Here is a 17604-nt window from a genome sequence, read left to right as displayed (position 1 = left end):
CGCTGCGCCCTCAGTTCGTGTTGCCGGTGGCAAGGACCGGGTTGATCCGGTCGCCGTCCCGAACAAAGGCTCCGGCCTTGGCCACGACCAGATCACCTTCGGCAAGCCCGTCGGTCACCTCGATGAGCCCGCCATCACGAATGCCAGTTGTCACAACAACCCGTTCGACCACTCCGTCGCGCACCCGCATCACCGTGATGCCTTCGCCCGAGGATCCGACCGCCGTCACAGGCACGGCCAGCCCTTCGCGGTCTTCCACGATGATCTCTGCCTCCACGAACATGCCGGACCGCAGGCGCTCCGGGTCCGAGACCTCGATCCGCGCCTGTCCAAGCCGTGACACGGGGTCGATCGTCGGTTCCACCAGCCGCACCATCCCGGTCAGCGCATCGTCCATCCCGGCGGCCCGCAGCCGCGCCGACTGGCCGGCGGCAAGCCGCAGCAAGTCGCTTTCGGCCACATCGGCCCGCAGTTCCAGCGCGCCGTCGCGGATCAGCACGAACATCGGCAGACCCGCTGCGGTGGCGATAGCCCCCAGCTTGGCATTGCGCGCAATGACCTTGCCGCCCACCGGTGCCTTGACCTCGGTCCGGCTGAGTTGCAGTTCCACGTTTTCCAGCCGCGCTTCGGCCAGCGACAGTTGCGCCCTTGCCGATTCAAGCGACTGGCGCGCCACCGAAACCCGTGCCGTAGCCGCAACCGCATTCGCGTTGGCCGTATCCGCCTGCGCTTGTGGCGCGCTGCCCTGCTCGCGCAAAAGCGCTGTCCGGTCCGCGACCCGCTGCGCTTCGGCTGCGCTGGATTCGGCCTCCACCAGCTGTGCCTCGCCTTGCGCGATGACGGCCCTTGCCGCCGCAAGCGACGCCAACGCCTCGCTTTTCTGAAGGTCCAGCGTAGAGCTGGACAAGACCGCCAGTACCTGACCCTCGGTCACCATGTCACCAACATCGGCCAGCAGCGCCTCCAGCGGTTGGCCTTCGATCAGGGGCGCCACCTGCACCTCTTCGACCGCTGCCACCAGGCCCGAGGCAAAGACCCGGTCGGTCAGCGTGCGGGCGGTCACTTCGGCAACCGTGATGGCCGGAAGGGCTTCGGCAGGGTCTGCGGCCGCAGAGGTCGCCGCTTCGGCCTCTTGGGCGCGCAAAGTGGCAGGAGAAAGGGCCAGGCCGAAAGCCGCAGCAAGAATCAGGATCGGGGTCGCGCGCATGGTCTGTCAGCCTTTTGCGGTGTCGTTGGAAATTTCGGTCAGGATATTCTCGATCGTCTGCACCACCATCGCGGCAAGCGCCGGGCTGGCGGGGCCGCACTGGCTGGTGCGCATTGCCACGGCCTTGACCAGCATGATCAGCATCTGGCAATGCCCGGCATACCTGTCTTCAGCCTCGGTCTGGGCGCGTCCGGTCACCCGCGCGAAGATCGCCGCAAGATGGGTCACGATCATCGCTTCCATCCGCATCGAAGCCGCAGCGATTTCCGGCTTGCGGATCGCGGCAGCGGTGATTTCAGCCCAAAGCTGGCCATCGTCCATGCAGTCTTCAGTCATCCTTGCCAGTATCTTCGCGCGAAGCCCGGACATTGGATCACCCGAGACAAGGATTTCCGCGAAATCGCGCTCGATCTCGGCCAGATCAAGCCCGACCATTGCTTCCACGATTGCGGCTTTCGACGGGAAATAGCGGTAGAAATTGCCAACGCTCATCCCTGCCGCGCGGGCAAGATCCTGCATGGACGCGCCATCAAAGCCCTTTTCGGCAAAGGCCTGCCGGATCGAGAACAGGATCTCGTGGCTACGTTCTTCGGTGGCGGCGGAGGGAAGGGGAAGGGTCATCGGGTTGGGTGCGGCTCGCCGGGAATGAACGTTCATTCACGCAGATAGCCACGCGGCCCGAAAGGTCAAGCAGAATCATGCGCCGCACCCGAGGGCGCTTGGCTTTTGGGCGGATTTAGCCCAAACGGGCGGCCGGCAAGATCAAATGTTGCGCGGGGCGCTTCGGGGGCAGGCAATGGCGGCAGGGTTCAGCTTCAATGTGGCGGCAACCGATGGCGCGGCGCGGACTGGCGCGATCAAGACCACGCGGGGCGAGATTCGCACGCCCGCCTTCATGCCGGTCGGCACCGCGGCCACGGTCAAGGCGATGCTGCCCGAAAGCGTGCGCGCGACGGGGGCGGACATCCTTTTGGGCAATACCTATCATCTGATGCTGCGCCCCACGGCGGAACGGATTGCTGCGCTTGGCGGGCTCCATCGGTTCATGAACTGGGACCGCCCGATCCTGACCGACAGCGGCGGGTTTCAGGTCATGTCGCTTGGCCCCTTGCGCAAGCTGACCGAGGAAGGCGTGCGGTTTTCGTCGCATCTTGACGGTTCCAAACACATGCTTACCCCCGAACGCAGCATGGAGATCCAGCGGCTTTTAGGCTCTGACATCGTGATGTGCTTTGACGAATGTCCCGCACTTCCCGCGACCGAGGCCGAGGTGGCAAAATCCATGCGCCTGTCGATGCGGTGGGCGCAAAGGTCGCGCGATGCCTTTGGCGACAGGCCGGGCCATGCGCTTTTCGGCATCATGCAAGGCGGTGTGACAAAGGATCTGCGCGAGGAATCGGCTGTGGCGTTGACGGGGATCGGCTTTGACGGCTATGCCGTCGGCGGCCTTGCGGTGGGCGAGGGGCAAGAGGCGATGTTTTCCGTTCTTGACTACGCGCCGGGCTTCCTGCCTGCCGACAAGCCGCGCTATCTGATGGGGGTGGGCAAGCCCGATGACATCGTGGGTGCGGTCGAACGTGGCATCGACATGATGGATTGCGTGCTGCCGTCGCGGTCCGGGCGCACTGGGCAGGCGTGGACGGCGCGGGGGCAGGTGAACCTGCGCAACGCCCGCCACAAGGATGACCCCCGCCCGCTGGAGGAGGGTTGCACTTGCCCCGCCTGCACCGGATACAGCCGCGCCTATTTGCACCATGTGGTCAGGTCGGATGAGATCATCGGCTCAATGCTGCTGACCTGGCACAACCTGCACTATTACCAGACCCTGATGCAGGGGTTGCGGGATGCCATCGGGGCAGGGCGCCTTGCGGGCTTCGTGTCTGCCTTTCATGCGCTGCGGGCAGAAGGTGACATTGCCCCGGCCTGAAGCGGGATGGTCGCACTTGATGACCGGAAAAATCACAAGCCGTTAGCGCACGGGCCACATTCTGTGCCAATAATTGCACGATCAATCACTAAATCTGGCCGCATTTCTTGGCCAGCCGGATTTCCATACGCATGGTGGGATCAAGGAAAACGAAGGTGTGATAGAGCATGGCTGAACTGACTTTCTTCGCTCGCCAGGATTCCACTACTGCCAGTAACGCATCGTTGAATCCGATGGGTGGCCAAGCCGAGACTATCACATTCACTGACGCCGTCCCTGGTGGCGACCTGATCTTTGATCCGCCGGGGCCGGGTGACGCGCCGCTGCCCGATCCCGACACCCGGGTGATCATCGGTGGCGTCACCTATGAATTCACCGTCCTGCTGACCGGCACTCTTCCAACCACTGGTCAAGGCACCGCGCAGCTTACCGGGGCAGCCTTGGCGCTTCGTGGCCGTGAAGTGATGGCTATCAGGGTAGTCGTCAATGGTGTTCCGCTTGAGTATTTCTTCGTGCTTGGAGAGCCGCCTGCGACACAGGCCAAGATGGATGCAATTGGCAACGGTGCCATTTCACTACTGAACGTTGTCACCGATGTGCCGTGCTTCTGCTCTGACACCGATATCGCCACTCCGTCAGGGGACCGCAAGATTGAAACCCTGCGGGCTGGCGACACTGTGCTGACCGAGGACGGCCGCGCCGTTCAGATCGCTTGGATCGGGGCCTCGCATTACAGCCAGCAACATGCGCGCGACACGCAGGCCGTGCGCCCGGTCACGATCCGCGCCAATGCGTTCGGTGCGGGCCTGCCGCGGCGGGATCCGACGGTTTCGCCGCAGCACCGGATCGTTGTCGAAGGGCCAGAGTGTGAGCTTCTGTTCGACAGCCCCAGGGTCTTTGTGATTGCCCGCCACCTGCCGGATGCGGTTGCCCATTCGCCTGACCCGGAAGGCGATGTGTCCTACTATCACATCCTGCTCGAAAATCACGAAATCCTGCTGGCCAACGGCCTGCCGGTCGAAAGTTTCCAACCCGCCCGTCGCATGGTCGAAGCCCTGTCCGGAGATGCGCGCGCAACGCTTGACGCCACCCTTGACGTGCTTGGGGCCGAGGCGATGTTGACCCGACCGGATGCCTTGCCGACGCGCGCCTCTTACGAAGCCCACGTCTTGTCGGGTTCCATCGCGGCGCAAAGCCCGCTTGCGGCTTTGGCTTTCGCAGCCGCCGCCGGCCAGCGCCTTTTCGCCTGACCCTCGGTCGCTGATTCTGGTGGCCAGTCTGGTGTTCTCACCGGACACAGGGGCGTGATTGACGCCCGGTCAGGTCTGTTCTGTTAAACGGGTCGGGCCTTTTCCCATCTTGCGGCTACCGGCGCGCAGGTTCAAACTGGCAACAGGTGAACTTGAAACCCTGCCTCAGGGACCACAAGTTAACGCATCTTAGGCGGAGCGGGCCGGGTTGCCGATGGTCGGGGCCCCGTGCGCTGCCGCGAACGAAGGACATGATATGACCGACACCCTGTCCCCCAGCTACCCCGTGCTGCCGCTCCGCGACATCGTGGTGTTTCCGCACATGATCGTGCCGCTTTTCGTAGGGCGCGAAAAATCAGTTCGCGCGCTTGAAGAGGTGATGCAGGACGACAAGCAGATCCTGCTGTCGTCGCAGAAGGATCCGACCGTTGATGATCCGTCGACCGATGGCATCTTTGACACCGGCGTGCTGGCCAATGTGCTGCAACTTCTGAAACTGCCCGATGGCACTGTGAAGGTGCTGGTCGAAGGCAAATCGCGGGTGAAGATCACCGGCTTTGTCGACAACCCGGCTTTCTTCGAAGCAACCGCCGTGCTTCTGGACGAAACCGATGGCGACGAGACCGCCGTTGAGGCGCTGGTTCGTGCGGTGTCCGAGGAATTCGAACGCTATTCGAAGATCAAGAAGAACATCCCCGAAGAGGCGCTTGCCGCGGTTTCCGACACCCGCGAACCCGCGCGATTGGCCGACCTTGTGGCCGGCCACCTTGGCGTGGACGTGAAGCAGAAGCAGGAGATCCTGGAAACGCTCGACGTGGCCGAGCGACTGGAAAAGGTCTACGGCCACATGCAGGGCGAATTGTCCGTCCTTCAGGTGGAGAAGAAGATCAAGTCGCGCGTGAAGACCCAGATGGAAAAGACGCAGCGCGAGTATTATCTGAACGAGCAGATGAAGGCGATCCAGAAGGAACTGGGTGACGGCGAGGAGGGCCAGAACGAGGTCGCCGAGCTTGAGGCCCGCATCGCCAAGACCGCGCTTTCCAAAGAGGCCCGCGAAAAGGCGGATGCCGAGATCAAGAAGCTGAAGTCGATGTCCCCGATGTCGGCCGAGGCGACGGTGGTCCGCAACTACCTTGACTGGCTTCTGGGCGTGCCGTGGGGCGTGAAATCCCGCGTCAAGAAAGACCTTGGCAAGGCGCAGGAACTGCTGGACGCCGATCATTACGGTCTGGAAAAGGTCAAGGAACGCATCGTCGAATATCTGGCGGTGCAGGCGCGCTCGACCAAGCTGAAAGGCCCGATCTTGTGCCTTGTCGGCCCTCCGGGTGTGGGGAAAACCTCGCTTGGCCGGTCGGTTGCCAAGGCGACGGGGCGTGAATTCATCCGCATCTCGCTGGGCGGGGTGCGTGACGAATCCGAAATCCGCGGCCACCGGCGGACCTATATCGGGTCGATGCCCGGCAAGATCATCCAGACGCTGAAAAAGGCCAAGACAACGAACCCGTTGATCTTGCTGGATGAAATTGACAAGATGGGTCAGGATTTCCGGGGTGACCCGGCGTCCGCGCTGCTGGAGGTGCTGGACCCGGAACAGAACTCCACCTTTGTGGACCACTACCTTGAGGTGGAATACGACCTGTCCAACGTGATGTTCATCACCACGGCCAACTCTTACAACATGCCCGGCCCGCTTCTGGACCGGATGGAGATCATCCCGCTTGCGGGCTACACCGAGGATGAAAAGCGCGAAATCGCGCGCCAGCATCTTCTGTCCAAGCAGATCGCGGCGAATGGTCTGAGGAAAGGTGAATTCTCCGTCACGGACGAGGCGCTGAACCACGTCATCCGCTACTATACACGCGAAGCGGGGGTGCGGAACCTTGAGCGCGAAATCGCCAAGCTGGCCCGGAAGTCGGTGACCGACATCCTGAAGAAGAAGACCAAGTCGGTGACCGTCGATCCCGCCAAGGTCGAGGAATATCTGGGCGTGCAGCGCTACCGCTATGGTCTGGCCGAGAAAGAGGATCAGGTCGGTGTCGTCACCGGTCTGGCCTGGACGTCGGTCGGGGGTGATCTGTTGCAGATCGAGGCGCTGAAGCTGCCGGGCAAGGGCCGGATGAAGACCACCGGCAAGCTGGGCGATGTGATGAAGGAATCCATCGACGCGGCGGCAAGTTATGTCCGCTCGATCAGCCCGCAGATCGGGGTGAAGCCACCCAAGTTCGAGACGATGGACATTCACGTTCACGTCCCCGATGGGGCGACGCCAAAGGACGGGCCTTCGGCGGGTCTGGCGATGGTGACCTCGATCGTGTCGGTCCTGACGGGGATTCCGGTCCGCAAGGACATCGCCATGACCGGCGAGGTCAGCTTGCGCGGCAACGCCATGCCGATCGGGGGGCTGAAGGAAAAACTGCTCGCGGCCCTCCGTGGCGGGATCAAGACCGTCTTCATCCCGGAAGAAAACGCCAAGGATCTGACGGAAATCCCGGACAACGTGAAACAGGGTCTGACGATCATTCCCGTCGCCCATGTCCGCGAGGTGTTGGCCAAGGCGCTGGTCCGTCAGCCCGAAGCGGTCGAATGGGATGAGGCCGCCGAAGAGGCTGCCGCCGCCGCCCGTGCCGCACAGGCCCTGCCACCGGCGCAGACCGCCCATTGATCAGCTTGCGCGCCCCGAAACTTCGGGGCGCGCCGCAGCGTCCCGCAAATGCGGTGGTCATCCGCATCCCTTCTTTCTAAGGTTGCGCGGCAACGATAACCCAAAGCTGAAAGCAATCATGGCCCCGCGCATTTCGAAGAAAACGACCGATGACAAGCCGACAAAGGCTGTGAAGCCGTCAAAGACTCCGCAAGCTGGCAGGCTGGCCCCGGACAAGCCCACGGCATCAGCGGCCACCAAGCCCTCGCCAAAGGCTACAGACCAGACCAAGGCAGACACGGTCAGGCTCAAGGATCTTGTCGAAGCGGTGGCTGCCGCGACTGGCACCAAGAAGCCTGCGGCGAAGGCCTCGATCGAGGCTGTGCTTGTTGCAATGGGTGACGCACTGAAGTCGGGATCAGTGCTGGTGCTGCCGCCGCTGGGCAAGCTGCGTGTGGCAAAGACCGCCGGAACCACGCTGACGCTGAAACTGCGGTTGGCCGACGCACCGAAAGCGGGTGGAAAGCCCCTTGCAGACGTCGGCGAGGATAGCTAAAAGCCGCCGCACCGAATACGGAATTCGGGCGATTAGCTCAGCGGTAGAGCGCTTCGTTCACATCGAAGATGTCAGCGGTTCAAATCCGTTATCGCCCACCATTTACCGAACAAGGCGCGCCGCGACGGTGCGCCTTTTTTCTTTGCCAGACCCGGCACAAGGCTTGCCAAGAGCTGCGCCGTCAGGATAGTCAGCGCTGGCGGGCGGTTAGCTCAGTTGGTAGAGCGTCTCGTTTACACCGAGAATGTCGGGGGTTCGAGTCCCTCACCGCCCACCATTCCCCCAAGACAGACAGGAACTTTGCTTGCTGCGGTGGCCTGTTCACCCCCGCACAGACAGCGCGCGCGGCTTTCGGGGTGCTTTTGCGGTCTTCAGGCCTTATCTTGGCATCAAAGGAGACCGCTTATGAGCTGGAACCCAATCCTCGACCCCACCATTCCGATCGGCGATGCCGTTGATGCGATCGAGACGGTGATTGTCCCGCGCGCCCGCGATCTTGGCGGGTTTGAAGTGCGCCGCGCGCTGCCTTCGGCCAAGCGGCAGATGGTCGGGCCGTTCATCTTCTTTGACCAGATCGGCCCGGCCGAATTCCTGACTGGCGAAGGCATCGACGTGCGCCCGCATCCCCATATCGGGCTTGGCACGGTGACGTATCTGATGCAGGGCCGTCTGCACCACCGCGACAGTCTTGGCACCGATCAGTGGATCGAACCTGGCGCTGTGAACTGGATGAAGGCGGGCTGGGGGATCACCCATTCCGAACGCACTGATGGAGAAGTGCGCCAGAAGGGTCAGACGCTGTTTGGTCTGCAAACCTGGCTTGCCCTGCCAAAGGCGCAGGAAGATGACCCGGCGGCCTTTGTCCACACCCCCAAGGCCGCGCTGCCGGTGCTGGAGGGCGAGGGCAAGACCGTCCGACTGATTCTGGGCAACGCCTGGGGGGAGGCCGCGCCCACGCCGACCGCGTCGGAAATGTTCTATGCCGATGCCAGTCTGGCACCCGGCGCCACCATCCCCTTGCCGGATGATCAGGAAGACCGTGGCGTCTATATCCTGCAAGGTGAGGTGACGGTGGGCGGGCAGACCTTCCCGACCGGGCAGATGCTGGTCTTTCGCCCCGGCGACCGGATCGGGGTCACCGCAGGGCCGCAGGGTGCGCGGTTGATGCTTCTGGGCGGGGCCACGATGGACGGCCCGCGCTTCATCTGGTGGAACTTTGTCGCCTCGTCAAAGGAACGGATCGACGCCGCGAAAGAGGCGTGGCGGGCGGGGGACTGGACGCATGGCCGCTTCCGCTTGCCGCCCGAGGACAAGGACGAATTCATTCCGGCGCCTGACACCTGAAAATCGGTCTTCCCGCGCACAGGCCCCATTGACGCCGCCCAACCCCTTGCGTAAGACGGCGCACGTTCGGAAGGCACCTTCCGGGCAGCGAGATGCGCGGTGGTAGCTCAGTTGGTTAGAGTACCGGCCTGTCACGCCGGGGGTCGCGGGTTCGAGCCCCGTCCACCGCGCCAGCCTCGCCCGCCCAAGGTGCCGGAAAAACGCTTCGCGCGGTGGTAGCTCAGTTGGTTAGAGTACCGGCCTGTCACGCCGGGGGTCGCGGGTTCGAGCCCCGTCCACCGCGCCACTTCTTCTGCAAGACCGGGCCAATGTGGCCCCTGTCCTGGGCATTTGATGGCCATTCTTGACAAGATCCCGTTTGCTATTCTGCTGATCGCTGCGCTGGCTCTTGGTCTTGCGCCGTTCTTCCCAGAGCCGCATCTTTGGGAAAAGCTGAAGATGCTGGTGGCAGGAACGCTGGTGAAGCCGGTTGATATCCTTGACCTTTTGATGCACGCGGCACCTGTGCTGCTTTTGGTGGCCAAGATGATCCGCATGGCAACCAGGACCGGGGGCTGATATCCTGTCGTCGGTTCTTGAAGACCCGAGACAGGCTTTGGTGCCATCGGTGCAACCTTACCGACACTGGTTCGTGAACCGAGGCCGATGCTAAAGCTTCATGCGGTAGCGGACATGGCCGTCGTTCTCGCAAAACCGGTCGTAGAGCCGCCGGGCGGTCGTATTGGATATCTCGGTCATCCAGTAAAGCCGCTGCCAGCCGCGCGCCCGGCCGATGGCGACAAGATCCTCGATCAGCGCGCGGCCCAGACCCTTGCCGCGCGCCTCTGGGGCGACAAACAGGTCTTCCAGATAGCCGTCATCCCCCATCACCCAGGTCGAGGGGTGGTGCTGGTGAATGGCAAAGCCCATCGGCTGCCCGTCCATGCAGGCCAGCCGGGCGGTCATGGGGTTGGCCGGGTCCATCAGCCGCGTCCAGGTGAACTCGGTCACGCCAGGGGGCAGGGTCATGTTGTAACCGTCGGTAAAACCCTGCCAAAGCGCAAGGAACGCCTCACGGTCGGCAGGGGTTGCATCACGAATCCCGATCATCCCGCGATCCTTGCCAGAACACGCGCCCAGGACCGGATGCCGTGGTGAAAGCTGTCCAGATCGTATTTCTCGTTCGGAGAATGGATCTGGTCATCATCCTTGCCAAAGCCGATCAGCATCGCGTCCATGCCAAGGATCGACTTGAAGTAACCAGCCACCGGGATCGAACCACCGGCTCCGACAAAGGCGGCGGGGCGGCCCCATTCTTCGGTCAGGGCTTCCCGGGCAGCCTCAAACGCGGGGTCGGCGATCGCCATGACCGAGGCGGGGTCGCCGTCGGTGGCGTGCCAGACAATTTCGCAGTCAGGCGGTATCTGGGCTTCGGCCCATGCGCGGAAGGCGGTCAGGACTTTCGCCGGGTCTTGTTGCGACACAAGGCGGAAGCTGACCTTGGCGTGGGCCTCGGCCGGCAGGACGGTCTTGAAGCCCACGCCGTTATAGCCGCCCCACATGCCGTTCACCTCGGCCGTGGGGCGGGACCAGATCATTTCGAGAGGCGTGCGGTCCTGTTCGCCTGCGGGGTGCGAAAGGCCCACGTCGCCAAGATATTTGGCATGGTCGAAGGCAAGTGACTGCCATTGCTGGCGCAAGCTGTCGGGCAGTTCTGCCACGTCGTCGTAGAAACCGGGGACGGTGACGGCGCCGCTGGCGTCGTGAAGGTTGGCGAGGAGTGCGGCCATTACGTGCAGCGGGTTGCGGGCAAGGCCGCCATACATGCCGGAATGAAGGTCACGCGACGCAGCGCGGACGGTGAATTCCGCTTTCGCCAGCCCGCGCAGCATGGTCGTGATCGCGGGAACAGCGCCTTCGAACAGGCCGGTATCACAGATCAGCGCAAGGTCGGCAGAAAGTTCAGCGCGGTTTTCGGTCAGGAAGGGAATGAGCGAGGGAGAGCTGGATTCCTCTTCACCTTCAAGAAAGATCGTCAGCTTGCCGGGCAGGCTGCCGTGAACGTGCTTCCACGCACGGCACGCCTCAATGAAGGTCATCAGCTGGCCTTTGTCGTCGGATGCGCCCCGGGCGCGGATCACGCGGCCTTTCGGGGTGTCTTGCAGTTCTGGGTCAAAAGGGTCGCGGTCCCAAAGATCAAGCGGATCGACCGGTTGCACGTCATAATGGCCATAAAACAGGATATGGCGGCCCGGGCCATCGGCGTGGCCAACCACCATCGGATGCCCGGGTGTTTGGGCGGCGTGGGCGTCAAAGCCCAGCGATTTCAGATCATTGACCAGCCAGTCCGCCGCGCGTGCGCAATCAGCCTTGTAGGCCGGGTCGGTAGAGATCGACGGAATCCGCAACAGATCCATCAGCCGGTCAAGCGACTGGGGCAGGGTTTCGTCGATGCGCGCAAGGACGGCGTTCAGGGTCATGGCTGTCTCCGGAATGTGATCAATTCGCAGCCTAGCAGGCGGCATGGGACTGTCCAGAGTGGGCCAACCGGAGTATGAAGGCGTCAGCGGGCCGGGTGGAGCAGGGGTTGGGGTGACAATTCGTCCCCTTGGCCTTTCCGGCCGGTTGACCGAAATCAAGGAACCATGGCGACAGGTCCGGCAGGATCGCCGCATAGGGGACCGGAGAAGACGATGGATTACGACAGCGCGCTTGATGCCAGCCTGCAACGCCTGCACGATGAAGGCCGCTACCGGACCTTCATCGATATCGAGCGGCGGCAGGGCCAGTTTCCGCACGCGGTCTGGACCAAACCGGATGGCAGCCAGAAGGACATCACCGTCTGGTGCGGCAATGACTATCTTGGCATGGGGCAGAACCCGGTCGTGCTGGCCGCGATGCATGAGGCGCTGGACGCGACGGGTGCAGGGTCGGGCGGGACGCGCAACATCAGCGGCACCACGGTCTATCACAAACGACTTGAGGCCGAGATTGCCGATCTGCACGGCAAGCAGGCCGCACTGGTCTTTACCAGCGCCTATATCGCCAATGACGCGACGCTTTCGACTCTGCGGTCGATCTTTCCGGGTCTGATCATCTATTCCGACGCGCTGAACCACGCCTCGATGATCGAGGGCGTCCGGCGCGGAGGAGGAGAGAAGCGGATCTTCCGGCACAATGACGTGGCCCATCTGCGCGCTCTTCTGGCGGCCGATGATCCGGCTGCCCCAAAGCTGATCGCCTTCGAATCGATCTACTCAATGGATGGCGATTTCGGGCCGATCGCAGCGATTTGCGATCTGGCGGAAGAATTCGGCGCGCTGACCTATATCGACGAAGTGCATGCCGTGGGCATGTATGGCCCGAGCGGGGCAGGGGTGGCGGAACGCGACGGCCAGATGCACCGCATCGACATCATCAACGGCACGCTCGCGAAGGCCTACGGCGTCTTTGGCGGCTATATCGCCGCCAGCGCGAAAATGGTGGATGCAGTGCGGTCCTATGCGCCGGGGTTCATCTTCACCACCTCGCTGCCACCGGCTGTTGCGGCGGGGGCGGCGGCTTCGGTCCGCTATCTCAAGACCGCCCAGAACCTGCGCGATGCCCAGCAGACGCAGGCAAGGATCCTGAAGACCCGGCTCAAGGCCATGGGGCTGCCAATCATCGACCACGGTTCGCACATTGTGCCGGTTCATGTGGGCGACCCGGTGCACTGCAAGCTGATCTCGGACATGCTGCTGGAGAATCACGGCATTTATGTCCAGCCGATCAACTTTCCCACGGTGCCGCGTGGCACCGAACGTCTGCGGTTTACCCCTTCGCCGGTGCATGGCCCCGGCGATATCGACAGGTTGGTGCGCGCGATGGATGCACTGTGGAGCCACTGTGCGCTGAATCGCGCCGAAGCGGCGGCTTGACCCATACTGCGTGTGCAAAGGCTCTTGCCCTATGCTACCGTTTCCACAATACGAAAAATGAGTGAGTCGCCGGGGAAGGGCGGTTTCACGCAGAGCGGTGGCCAAAGGGGACAGGGCGCAGATGATCGGTTGGAGGTCAAAACCTTCGACAACCGAAGAGGACAAGCCCAAGGGCTTTGACGACTTTGAGTTGCGTCTTGGTGATCTCATGCGGGGCGAGCGTGCCACGCTGGGAAAATCGCTGCTTGATGTTCAGCGAGAACTGAAGATCAAGGCCACCTACATCGCCGCTATCGAGAATGCCGATCTTTCTGCTTTCGAGACTCCGGGTTTCGTGGCGGGCTATGTTCGGTCCTATGCGCGCTATCTGGGTATGGATGCCGAATGGGCGTTTGAACGGTTCTGTGCCGAAGCCGGCTATGCCGTCTCGCATGGGCTTTCGGCGGCGGCGGCACCGCAGCAGATTCTGAAAGCCCGCGCCCGGGCAGAGTTTTCCGAGCCCCTTGCCAACCCGAATGCCAGCTTCGTTCCCCAGGGCGAAGGTTTCCTGTCTCAGGTCGAACCGGCCGCTGTCGGCTCGATTGCCGTGCTTGTGGCGCTGATTTCGGCGATTGGCTATGGCGGCTGGTCGGTGTTGCAGGAAGTGCAGCGCGTGCAGCTCGCCCCGGTGGATGAGGCGCCGACGGTTCTGGCGCAGATCGACCCTCTGGCAAATGCCGGTGGCACCTCGGCGCAAGTGGTCACCACCCGCCCGACCGGCGAGGCTTTGACGGCCGCCGCAGGCCCGGATGTGATGGACCGTCTTTACCGGCCGCAGGCGCTGGATGTGCCGGTGCTGACGTCCCGCGATGGGCCGATTGCCGCGATCAATCCGCGTGATTCTGGTGTGCTGGCTGCAGCGGGTGCAGCTTCGGCCGTTGACACCGCCCTTGCCGAGGCGCTTGGCGAAGACGTGCGGGTGATGGCTGCGGCCCAGCAGGGGATCGAAGTTCTGGCCGTGCGTCCTGCATGGGTTCGGGTCAACGCGGCGGATGGCACCGTTCTCTTTGAAAAGATCCTTGATGCTGGCGAACGTTACGTCGTCCCCGCATTGGAAGAACCGCCAGTCTTCCGCACCGGAAATTCCGGCGCGGTCTATTTCATGGTAGATGGCGTGACCGTCGGCCCCGCCGCACCCGGCGCGAATGTGGTAAAAGACATCGCCCTTTCCGCTGAGGCATTGACCGAGACTCTTGCTCAGGCCGATCTGGACAGCGATCAGGATCTGGCCCGATTTGCCACGGCCGATGCCTCCGGCCTGGTCCCGTCGGACGCCGTGTCAGAGTAACGTCACTAGTCCTTGCCACAAACTCGCATGCTGTTGCCGTCGTCGGCGGCGCGGCCTATCTTCTGCCCGTAGTCGCAGCGGAGCCATGACATGACGCACAACCCCATCCGCCCCTGGCGCAACATCGAGCGTCGGGTCTCGCGGCAGATCCGGGTGGGCAAGGTGCTGGTGGGCGGAGATGCGCCTATCTCGGTGCAGACGATGACGAACACGCTGACCACTGATGTCGCCGCCACTATCGAACAGATCCAGCGTTGCGCGGTGGCGGGGGCCGATATCGTTCGCGTCTCGACCCCTGACAAGGAAAGCACGGCGGCGCTGCGCGAGATTGTGGCGGAAAGCCCGGTGCCGATCGTGGCCGACATCCATTTCCACTACAAGCGCGCGATCGAGGCGGCCGAGGCGGGTGCGGCCTGCCTGCGGATCAACCCCGGCAACATCGGTGACGCCAAGCGCGTGGCCGAGGTGGTGCGGGCTGCCAAAGACCACGGGTGCAGCATCCGCATCGGGGTGAACGCGGGGTCACTGGAAAAGCACCTCTTGGACAAATACGGCGAGCCTTGCCCGGATGCGATGGTGGAATCCGGTCTGGATCACATCAAGCTGTTGCAGGACAACGATTTTCACGAATTCAAGATCAGCGTCAAAGCGTCTGATGTATTCATGGCGGCGGCGGCCTATCAGCAATTGGCCGGGGTCACCGATGCGCCGATCCATCTGGGCATCACCGAGGCAGGGGGGCTGGTTTCAGGCACGGTGAAATCCGCGATCGGTCTGGGAAGTCTGTTGTGGTTCGGCATCGGTGACACGATCCGCGTTTCCCTGTCCGCTGATCCGGTGGAAGAGGTCAAGGTGGGCTTCGAGATCCTGAAATCGCTGGGCCTGCGGCATCGGGGGGTGACGATCATTTCCTGCCCCTCCTGCGCACGACAGGGGTTTGATGTGATCAAGACCGTGTCCGCGCTGGAAGAACGGCTGGCCCATATCACCACCTCACTCAGCCTGTCGATCATCGGTTGCGTGGTCAACGGCCCGGGGGAAGCCCTGATGACCGACATCGGCTTTACCGGTGGCGGCGCGGGCAAGGGAATGGTTTATCTTGCCGGCAAGCAGGACCACACCCTGTCAAACGACCGGATGGTCGACCATATCGTGGAACTCGTGGAACAAAAGGCCGCCGAGATCGAGGCTGCCGAAAAGCTGGCTGCCGAATAGTACTCAGCCGTCGGCACGCACTTCGGCCACGATCTGGCGCATTGCCTCCAGCGGCACATAGCCGCGCACCATCATGCCCTTGGTGACAAAGGTGGGTGTGCCAGAGATTTCCATCGCGTCGGCCAGCGCATGATTGGCCTTGATCACCGCCATCACATCATCACTGTTCATCCGGTCAAGGATTGGCTGCGGGTCATGGCCAAGGTCACTTGCCAGCCGGGCCAGAGTTTCGCCATTTGGTTCGCCACGCAGATCGATCAGCCCGTCATGCGCGGCCTTGTAGGCGAGATCACCATGCAGTTGCAGCACGGCAATCGCAAACTGTGACGACAGAAGCGAGGCTTCGCCCAGGATCGGAAACTCTTTGACAACAAAGCGGATATTGCCGTCCGACTTCACCAGTTCCTCGACCTCGGTATAGGCCTTGCGGCAATAACCGCAGCGATAATCCATGAATTCCACCAGCACGACATCCCCCTCGGGGTTTCCACCGACCCAATCGGAAGGGCTGGCGAAAATCGCGTCGGCATTTGCGGCCAGCATCTCATGATCGCGCTGTGCGGCGGATTGTTCCTCACGCGAATGCAGCACGTCCATCGCTTCGATCAGCACTTCGGGGTTTTCCAGCAGATAGGCGCGGACTTCCTCACGGAAGGCGGCGCGTTCGCTGTCGGACATCCCGGCAGGGCCTTCGGCGAATGCGCCAGTCGTGGCAAGGCTGGCAGCAAGGCCAAGGGCAAGACGGCGCATTGAAGGCTCCTTCAAGAGGTTCCGCTGCGGCAGGGGCGGGCCGGGCGCACCCTTGCGACGGCGCGGGAAGAATAGGGGCGGCTTGCCGGGAAGATCAAGGCGCTACAGGTGTGCGACATGAGACTTCGCCCAATTGTGATCCTGCTTCGGCGGGGTTTGCCTTTTCGCCGTCAAGCGGGGATAAGTCGCGCGATGCGTGTTTTGACCCTTCCTCGTTTCGCCCGGCTTCTGGCCATGCCGCTTGTGCTTCTGGCGCTGGCCCAGCCGCCCGCAGCGCAAGAGCTTTCGGCACTGGCCAGGCTTCAGGTGGCCGGGTCTTCGATCACTTCGGCCGATGGCGGGCTGGACCTTACCTTGGCCATCAGCCAGCCGGTGCCGTGGCGACTGCGCTTCATGGCCGACCCGCCGCGCCTGTTGCTTGACGCACGCGAGATCGAATGGACCGGAATTGCGGCGTTGGAGGTCTCATCCCCAGCGGTAGCGCTGCGGGCGGGGAATTTCCGGCCCGGCTGGTCTCGTCTGGTGCTGGAACTGGACGGGCCGCAGCGCCTTGCCAGCGCAGAGATGGTGACCGGCGCCGAAGGCGCAGTGATCCGGCTTGCACTGGCCCCAGCGGATGCCGCAAGTTTCGCTGCCGAGGCTGGTCGCCCGGACCTGCCGGAATGGTCCGCGCCTGATCCCGCAGAGATCATGGCACCTTTGCCGGCAGGTGGCGGGCCGCTGATCGTTGTGCTCGACCCCGGTCATGGCGGCATTGACCCGGGCGCCGAACGCGATGGCCAGACCGAAGCCGCCCTGATGCTGACCTTCGCGCGCGAATTGAAGGAATTGTTGTTGCGCGACGGCCGGTTTGCGGTGGTGATGACGCGTGAGGAAGATGTCTTCGTCCCACTGGAAACCCGAACCTCGATAGCGCGCGACGCCGGGGCGGCGCTGTTCCTGTCGCTCCACGCCGATGCCCTTGCAGAAGGCGATGCGCAGGGGGCAACGATCTACACGCTGGCAGATGAGGTGACAGATGCCGCCAGCGCCGCCTTGGCCGAACGCCATGACCGCGATGACCTTCTGGCCGGGATCGACCTTTCCGATCAGGATGATCAGGTGGCCGAAGTGCTGATGGACATGGCCCGCACCGAAACTCAGCCCCGCACCGACCGGTTGTCGGATGCAATCGTCGCGGCGATCAAGCGGGCCGAGATCCGCATGCACCGTCGCCCGCAGCAAACCGGCGGGTTTTCAGTGCTGAAATCACCCGATATCCCTTCGGTTCTGCTGGAACTGGGGTTCTTGTCGTCAGAACGTGACTTCAACCGCTTGTCAGACCCGAAGTGGCGGGCGCGGATGGCCGGGGCGATCCGCGCCGCCATCCTGCAATGGGCCGAGGAGGAAGCGGCCCTTCGCGCGCTGGTCGCGCCCTGAGCCTTTGCGGAAGGCCGCCGTCACCGGATTTGTGATCGGCCAAGGTTTTGACGCGCGCGCGCGTCTGGTATA

General features: G+C 62.9%; 15 protein-coding genes and 4 tRNA genes. 14 read left to right on the top strand and 5 right to left on the bottom strand.

Annotated elements, in window-relative coordinates; all coding sequences use genetic code 11:
• Positions 1 to 10 precede the first annotated feature (10 nt).
• Together QUV21_RS04445 and QUV21_RS04440 are read right to left on the bottom strand one after the other, a co-directional pair.
• Positions 11 to 1207 (bottom strand): efflux RND transporter periplasmic adaptor subunit, encoded by a 1197-nt coding sequence (locus QUV21_RS04445; RefSeq protein WP_300853380.1) that lies wholly within the window; start codon positions 1205 to 1207, stop codon positions 11 to 13.
• Between the two features lie 6 nt (positions 1208 to 1213).
• Complete coding sequence (locus QUV21_RS04440) at positions 1214 to 1828, bottom strand: TetR/AcrR family transcriptional regulator (RefSeq protein ID WP_300853379.1); 615 nt, start codon at positions 1826 to 1828, stop codon at positions 1214 to 1216.
• Between the two features lie 175 nt (positions 1829 to 2003).
• On the opposite strand from QUV21_RS04440, the gene tgt reads away from it, so the two are divergent.
• The 10 genes from tgt to QUV21_RS04390 all read left to right on the top strand — a co-directional run bounded on the left by tgt (position 2004) and on the right by QUV21_RS04390 (position 9483).
• Positions 2004 to 3134: a tRNA guanosine(34) transglycosylase Tgt gene (gene tgt / locus QUV21_RS04435; protein ID WP_300853378.1), complete on the top strand. Its 1131-nt coding sequence runs from the start codon at positions 2004 to 2006 to the stop codon at positions 3132 to 3134.
• Positions 3135 to 3301: 167 nt separating this feature from the next.
• Positions 3302 to 4384: a Hint domain-containing protein gene (locus QUV21_RS04430; RefSeq protein WP_300853377.1), complete on the top strand. Its 1083-nt coding sequence runs from the start codon at positions 3302 to 3304 to the stop codon at positions 4382 to 4384.
• A 256-nt stretch (positions 4385 to 4640) separates the two neighbouring features.
• A complete protein-coding gene (lon, locus tag QUV21_RS04425; protein ID WP_300853376.1) occupies positions 4641 to 7046 on the top strand; it encodes an endopeptidase La in 2406 nt (801 codons plus the stop codon).
• Positions 7047 to 7164: 118 nt separating this feature from the next.
• The gene (locus QUV21_RS04420) at positions 7165 to 7581 is read left to right on the top strand and encodes an HU family DNA-binding protein (protein ID WP_300853375.1); all 417 of its coding nucleotides are present in this window, start codon (positions 7165 to 7167) and stop codon (positions 7579 to 7581) included.
• Between the two features lie 26 nt (positions 7582 to 7607).
• A tRNA-Val gene (locus QUV21_RS04415) sits at positions 7608 to 7682 on the top strand.
• A gap of 100 nt (positions 7683 to 7782) precedes the next feature.
• Positions 7783 to 7858 (top strand) — tRNA-Val (locus QUV21_RS04410).
• Positions 7859 to 7986: 128 nt separating this feature from the next.
• A complete protein-coding gene (locus tag QUV21_RS04405) occupies positions 7987 to 8925 on the top strand; it encodes a pirin family protein (RefSeq protein WP_300853374.1) in 939 nt (312 codons plus the stop codon).
• Positions 8926 to 9021: 96 nt separating this feature from the next.
• A tRNA-Asp gene (locus QUV21_RS04400) sits at positions 9022 to 9098 on the top strand.
• A 36-nt stretch (positions 9099 to 9134) separates the two neighbouring features.
• Positions 9135 to 9211: transfer RNA gene (locus tag QUV21_RS04395), tRNA-Asp, on the top strand.
• A gap of 47 nt (positions 9212 to 9258) precedes the next feature.
• Complete coding sequence (locus QUV21_RS04390) at positions 9259 to 9483, top strand: RND transporter (RefSeq protein ID WP_300853373.1); 225 nt, start codon at positions 9259 to 9261, stop codon at positions 9481 to 9483.
• A 90-nt stretch (positions 9484 to 9573) separates the two neighbouring features.
• Here the strand turns inward: QUV21_RS04390 and QUV21_RS04385 are convergent, their stop codons facing one another.
• Both QUV21_RS04385 and QUV21_RS04380 read right to left on the bottom strand, forming a co-directional pair.
• The gene (locus QUV21_RS04385; RefSeq protein WP_300853372.1) at positions 9574 to 10014 is read right to left on the bottom strand and encodes a GNAT family N-acetyltransferase; all 441 of its coding nucleotides are present in this window, start codon (positions 10012 to 10014) and stop codon (positions 9574 to 9576) included.
• On the bottom strand, positions 10011 to 11384 hold the full coding sequence (locus QUV21_RS04380; protein WP_300853371.1) for a M20/M25/M40 family metallo-hydrolase: 1374 nt from the start codon (positions 11382 to 11384) through the stop codon (positions 10011 to 10013). The genes QUV21_RS04385 and QUV21_RS04380 overlap by 4 nt, the downstream gene beginning before the upstream one ends.
• Before the next feature lie 213 nt (positions 11385 to 11597).
• Here QUV21_RS04380 and hemA point away from each other — a divergent pair, with 213 nt between their 5' ends.
• From hemA to ispG, 3 genes are all read left to right on the top strand, one after another.
• Positions 11598 to 12821, top strand: coding sequence for a 5-aminolevulinate synthase (gene hemA / locus QUV21_RS04375; protein ID WP_300853370.1), 1224 nt, complete (start codon positions 11598 to 11600; stop codon positions 12819 to 12821).
• A gap of 121 nt (positions 12822 to 12942) precedes the next feature.
• The gene (locus tag QUV21_RS04370; protein ID WP_300853368.1) at positions 12943 to 14148 is read left to right on the top strand and encodes a helix-turn-helix domain-containing protein; all 1206 of its coding nucleotides are present in this window, start codon (positions 12943 to 12945) and stop codon (positions 14146 to 14148) included.
• A gap of 90 nt (positions 14149 to 14238) precedes the next feature.
• Positions 14239 to 15363 carry a flavodoxin-dependent (E)-4-hydroxy-3-methylbut-2-enyl-diphosphate synthase gene (gene ispG / locus QUV21_RS04365; RefSeq protein WP_300853367.1) on the top strand — a complete coding sequence of 375 codons (1125 nt, stop codon included), beginning with the start codon at positions 14239 to 14241 and terminating at the stop codon, positions 15361 to 15363.
• A 3-nt stretch (positions 15364 to 15366) separates the two neighbouring features.
• Here ispG and QUV21_RS04360 read toward each other — a convergent pair whose 3' ends face one another.
• Positions 15367 to 16113, bottom strand: coding sequence for a DsbA family protein (locus tag QUV21_RS04360; RefSeq protein ID WP_300853365.1), 747 nt, complete (start codon positions 16111 to 16113; stop codon positions 15367 to 15369).
• 234 nt (positions 16114 to 16347) lie between these two features.
• Between QUV21_RS04360 and QUV21_RS04355 the strand changes: the two genes are divergently transcribed.
• A complete protein-coding gene (locus tag QUV21_RS04355) occupies positions 16348 to 17532 on the top strand; it encodes an N-acetylmuramoyl-L-alanine amidase (RefSeq protein ID WP_300853490.1) in 1185 nt (394 codons plus the stop codon).
• The last annotated feature ends 72 nt before the right edge of the window (positions 17533 to 17604 follow it).

The organism is Tabrizicola sp. (assembly GCF_030373185.1).
GTDB lineage: Bacteria > Pseudomonadota > Alphaproteobacteria > Rhodobacterales > Rhodobacteraceae > Tabrizicola.
This window is presented reverse-complemented; position numbering and strand designations above follow the sequence as displayed.

What these genes read in the sequence shown, in the direction of transcription:
- QUV21_RS04445 (WP_300853380.1), bottom strand. Translation starts at nt 1,207, where the DNA reads ATGCGCGCGACCCCGATCCTGATTCTTGCTGCGGCTTTCGGCCTGGCC.
- QUV21_RS04440 (WP_300853379.1), bottom strand. Translation starts at nt 1,828, where the DNA reads ATGACCCTTCCCCTTCCCTCCGCCGCCACCGAAGAACGTAGCCACGAG.
- tgt (WP_300853378.1), top strand. Translation starts at nt 2,004, where the DNA reads ATGGCGGCAGGGTTCAGCTTCAATGTGGCGGCAACCGATGGCGCGGCG.
- QUV21_RS04430 (WP_300853377.1), top strand. Translation starts at nt 3,302, where the DNA reads ATGGCTGAACTGACTTTCTTCGCTCGCCAGGATTCCACTACTGCCAGT.
- lon (WP_300853376.1), top strand. Translation starts at nt 4,641, where the DNA reads ATGACCGACACCCTGTCCCCCAGCTACCCCGTGCTGCCGCTCCGCGAC.
- QUV21_RS04420 (WP_300853375.1), top strand. Translation starts at nt 7,165, where the DNA reads ATGGCCCCGCGCATTTCGAAGAAAACGACCGATGACAAGCCGACAAAG.
- QUV21_RS04405 (WP_300853374.1), top strand. Translation starts at nt 7,987, where the DNA reads ATGAGCTGGAACCCAATCCTCGACCCCACCATTCCGATCGGCGATGCC.
- QUV21_RS04390 (WP_300853373.1), top strand. Translation starts at nt 9,259, where the DNA reads ATGGCCATTCTTGACAAGATCCCGTTTGCTATTCTGCTGATCGCTGCG.
- QUV21_RS04385 (WP_300853372.1), bottom strand. Translation starts at nt 10,014, where the DNA reads ATGATCGGGATTCGTGATGCAACCCCTGCCGACCGTGAGGCGTTCCTT.
- QUV21_RS04380 (WP_300853371.1), bottom strand. Translation starts at nt 11,384, where the DNA reads ATGACCCTGAACGCCGTCCTTGCGCGCATCGACGAAACCCTGCCCCAG.
- hemA (WP_300853370.1), top strand. Translation starts at nt 11,598, where the DNA reads ATGGATTACGACAGCGCGCTTGATGCCAGCCTGCAACGCCTGCACGAT.
- QUV21_RS04370 (WP_300853368.1), top strand. Translation starts at nt 12,943, where the DNA reads ATGATCGGTTGGAGGTCAAAACCTTCGACAACCGAAGAGGACAAGCCC.
- ispG (WP_300853367.1), top strand. Translation starts at nt 14,239, where the DNA reads ATGACGCACAACCCCATCCGCCCCTGGCGCAACATCGAGCGTCGGGTC.
- QUV21_RS04360 (WP_300853365.1), bottom strand. Translation starts at nt 16,113, where the DNA reads ATGCGCCGTCTTGCCCTTGGCCTTGCTGCCAGCCTTGCCACGACTGGC.
- QUV21_RS04355 (WP_300853490.1), top strand. Translation starts at nt 16,348, where the DNA reads ATGCCGCTTGTGCTTCTGGCGCTGGCCCAGCCGCCCGCAGCGCAAGAG.